Source organism: Photorhabdus sp. RM96S (genome assembly GCF_042879335.1).
In the GTDB taxonomy this organism is placed as follows: domain Bacteria; phylum Pseudomonadota; class Gammaproteobacteria; order Enterobacterales; family Enterobacteriaceae; genus Photorhabdus; species Photorhabdus kayaii.
Map to the genome: position 1 here is coordinate 1 of NZ_JBHFKT010000088.1, position 3,554 is coordinate 3,554.

A 3,554-nucleotide genomic window follows, 5' to 3' on the forward strand; every position below is an offset into this window, starting at 1 on the left:
CTTTTTTTAAAGCAGAACGAGGCGGTATCATGACAGCGCTACCTTGCAGAGATGTACTGTGCCTACATTTTACTCAATTTTGTGGCTGTGAAAAGTTTTTAGAGGTTCCCTGTTTGAAATACAAATTGAAGTAAAACGTGCCATCAAAATTGTATGTAGCACGAAATATATCTTATTGGAGAATTCTTGTGGAGAAAAAAGATTGGCATTCGGCAGATATTATCGCCGCGTTGAAAAAGAAAGGAACGTCATTGGCGGCTGTTTCTAGAGAAGCAGGGCTGGCATCGTCAACGTTATCTAATGCCTTGCAAAGACCTTGGTGTAAAGGTGAAACAATTATTGCAAACGCACTGGGACAGAAGCCTGATGAAATCTGGCCTTCCCGTTACCAGAAAAGGAGGAAGAGATCTTGATCTCCAGGCGAAAGAATATGGTGACAGTTATAGGAACCATAAAAGCAACGCTCTGAAAGTGCTGCAACACAATCAGAGCGTCTAACCACAACATTACAAGAACTAATGTATGGCTAATATGAATAGTAACATATCCTCATACTCAAAGCGTTATACATTTAACGCACAATCTAATGTAGAAACCGAAGTACATACCGCGCTTACAGACTTTTCTTTGGTTTTAATTTTTTGTAAACCAATTGGGAAGCAATATTATGCACAGTAGCGTCCCTGATACTCCCGACGACGGTGATATATCTGATGTGAATATCCTATGGTCTGGCATGTCGGATGCGATTGCATCATTGGATTTTTCATGTATTAGCGATACTGTACTGTGTCAGTTAATTGAATCATCCAAAGAAAATACTATGGGCATGTGTCATGGTGTAACTTTTCTTGGTGACTCAATGTTGTCGTTTGCCAGTAATAACATCCATGAATTTACGCCAGAGAGTTTGTGTCAGCTCGGGCATAGCCTAGAGGCGTTGAGTTCTCTATTACCGATGTTGTTTACTTTGCATGAAAAAGCGAGTGGTGAATGTCACCGTAGGGCTTTGAAAAACGAAATAAAATAGTTTTTTCAAATGAAACCGGAAAATTTTTGGATGGTTTTCCGGTTTAAAGGCATAAATTATCGCTGACAGGGTATTCGATATTGTCGATACTCATCGGGTTGATTTTTCCCCTTCCTAGGGTCTGAGGTGGTACCGGGATGTCGTCACCGTGCACTTTTCCTGGCATACCGACGTAGTGTCTTATACAGCGGCTCCAGCAGTTTGCTGATTGCCCCTGATCAGCAACCCAGCGTGATGCGGCAGGGGCTTCTGTTCAGACATTTTTTCGTTAACATTGCTGAGTAAGCCCCGGAGACAAGTGAGGCTGAGTTGTTGCGGCCTGGTAGGATGAAATAAGGGAGCCAGACAGGCATATGTTGGCTGGGTATGGCATATTGGGCACCTTTCCATATTTTGAGGAAAAGAAAACAATGCGTCATCATAACGTAACAGATATTACGGTTGTGGTACTAAGTTTCCACATAGCTTAAGTATAACTCTCACTAACCCCGATTAATTTCTTTAAATTTCTGGATCGTGTGTTTGATGGCTTGTTCTGTTGGCAAACGCTCCATTGAACTGGCGCCATAGAACCCATGACAATTGGGACAATGAGCCATAATATAGGCGACATCTTCCGGTTCCAAAATTGGGCCGCCGTGACATAGCGTAATAATGTCATTTCGGATAGTTTTAGCTGCCGAAGCACAAGCGTTAATGATTGGTATACAAGATTTCAGATCATATGATGTATTAGCACTAATATCACCGCCAGTGGTTAGCCCCAGATGTACAACAATGATATCAGCACCTGCTTGTGCCATAGCCTCAGCCTCTTTTGCATTGAAAACATAAGGAGTGGTAATCATTCCTTTTTCATGTGCCAGGCGGATTAGCTTAACCTCCAGTGCATAGCCCATGCCTGTTTCTTCCAGGTTTTTTCTGAACTTTCCATCAATCAGTCCTACTGTTGGGAAGTTCTGAATACCAGCAAAACCTTGTGCCTTCAGTTCATCCAGGAAAAGAGATAAATTACAGAATGGATCAGTACCGCAGACACCCGCCAATACAGGTGTTTCCTTAACTATCGGCAATATTTCATTACCCATTTCTCTGACAATTTCATTTGCATTACCGTATGGCATTAATCCGGCCAATGATCCTCTGCCAGCCATTCTGAAGCGTCCAGAATTATATACGATAATGAGGTCTGCCCCTCCTGCTTCTTCGCAACGCGCCGAAAGACCACTACCTGCACTCGCCCCAATAATAGTTTCGTTACGTTCGACTTTTTGTTTTAGAGTTTCAATAATCTGATTATATTTTTTCTTCATAAGAGATTCCCTGGTGTTCTATAATTTCCTTGAGTTGTTGTATTACAAGAGTACAAAATTGTGGTGAATTTATGTGAAAAGGTGTTTTTATAACTTTTCGCAATTTTGTTTGTTTTATTGTTTTTTTTAGTCCATGACAGAAAGCCTGTGTTGATGCAGGTAAATAAAAAGGTTGTTCAGGGCAATCTAGCGCAGAGAATCCGCCTTCCGGAATAATGAATCGAATAGGTCCATCACACTTATTAAGTTTGTTCCCTATCCAGATACCAAGCTGATAGTTTTCTTCAGGTGTCGTTCGCATCAATGTCACCTGAGAGTTATGCTCAAAAAACAGCCTGTTGCTGTAGCGTTCTGGGATCGTGTCTTTTGCACCAAAGTTAACTATGTCCAAAGCACCAGCACTGCCGATCCACGGAATGCTTTTTTTTGCAATGACATCTAAGCGTGTGTCAGGACAACCCAAAACCCCCCCAAATAACAGATCGGAAATTTCTGTTAATGTAATATCTAAAACACAAACCAATTTGCCGTCCTTAGCCAATTTCTCCATGCTTGTTCCACCATTGCCGGTAGCATGAAAAGCCAGGCAATCGTATTGAGCATTTAACTCAGTAGTGAGCTGATTAATGCATGGAGTCGTTATACCAAACATCGTCAACCCTAAAGCGGGTTTATGAATATCAGCCAATGGCGTAAAATAATTGACAGAGCCCGCCATCATATTTGCAGCATTAGACAATACTGCACGAGAAATACGGTTGAGTCCGTTGAGATCGGTTACCGTATACAGCATGGCAATATCGCTGTCCCTAACGTAGGCCGAGACATTCCCTGACGCCATCGTTGATACCATGATTTTAGGCAAACCGATCGGCAGGCTTTGCATAGCCGGAGTAATCAGCGCTGTTCCGCCTGAGCCTCCGATACCAATCACCCCCGCGATATCGTCGATTGAACTGTTCAGGAAATTTGTGAGGGCGACAGACATCGCGGTTATCGCTTTATTCCGTACGCCACAAAAAACGGGATCAACGCCAGCGGGATGATACTCAGCCACCTGAAGTGAATGAATATCTATCTTTTTATGCTGATTATTCTGACAGGGCAAGATCGTGAATATTTTGTTAAAAAAATCAGATTTGACCGACGGTAATAGTTATGATCTCATACTCTCTTTTTGAGAGCAAAAACCATGTGCTTTGATATTTTTA

Annotated in this window: 4 protein-coding genes; 2 read left to right on the forward strand and 2 right to left on the reverse strand. The window is 42.1% G+C overall.

Annotated features, from left to right (window positions below):
• The first annotated feature begins 188 nt into the window (after nucleotides 1-188).
• Both ACGF49_RS24120 and ACGF49_RS24125 read left to right on the forward strand, forming a co-directional pair.
• Entirely contained in the window at nucleotides 189-413 is a 225-nt protein-coding gene (locus ACGF49_RS24120) for a helix-turn-helix transcriptional regulator (RefSeq protein ID WP_228902821.1), read from the forward strand.
• 254 nt (nucleotides 414-667) lie between these two features.
• A complete protein-coding gene (locus ACGF49_RS24125) occupies nucleotides 668-1,030 on the forward strand; it encodes a hypothetical protein (RefSeq protein WP_191215004.1) in 363 nt (120 codons plus the stop codon).
• A 482-nt stretch (nucleotides 1,031-1,512) separates the two neighbouring features.
• On the opposite strand, the gene ACGF49_RS24130 is transcribed toward ACGF49_RS24125, so the two are convergent.
• Both ACGF49_RS24130 and ACGF49_RS24135 read right to left on the reverse strand, forming a co-directional pair.
• Nucleotides 1,513-2,343, reverse strand: a complete 831-nt coding sequence (locus ACGF49_RS24130) for a phosphoenolpyruvate hydrolase family protein (protein ID WP_113044388.1) — start codon at nucleotides 2,341-2,343, stop codon at nucleotides 1,513-1,515.
• Entirely contained in the window at nucleotides 2,327-3,451 is a 1,125-nt protein-coding gene (locus tag ACGF49_RS24135) for a Tm-1-like ATP-binding domain-containing protein (RefSeq protein WP_387493184.1), read from the reverse strand. The genes ACGF49_RS24130 and ACGF49_RS24135 overlap by 17 nt, the downstream gene beginning before the upstream one ends.
• Nucleotides 3,452-3,554: the final 103 nt, after the last annotated feature.

Excerpts from the sequence above, each read along its gene's own strand:
- ACGF49_RS24125 (WP_191215004.1), top strand. The coding sequence starts at position 668 with ATGCACAGTAGCGTCCCTGATACTCCCGACGACGGTGATATATCTGAT.
- ACGF49_RS24130 (WP_113044388.1), bottom strand. The coding sequence starts at position 2,343 with ATGAAGAAAAAATATAATCAGATTATTGAAACTCTAAAACAAAAAGTC.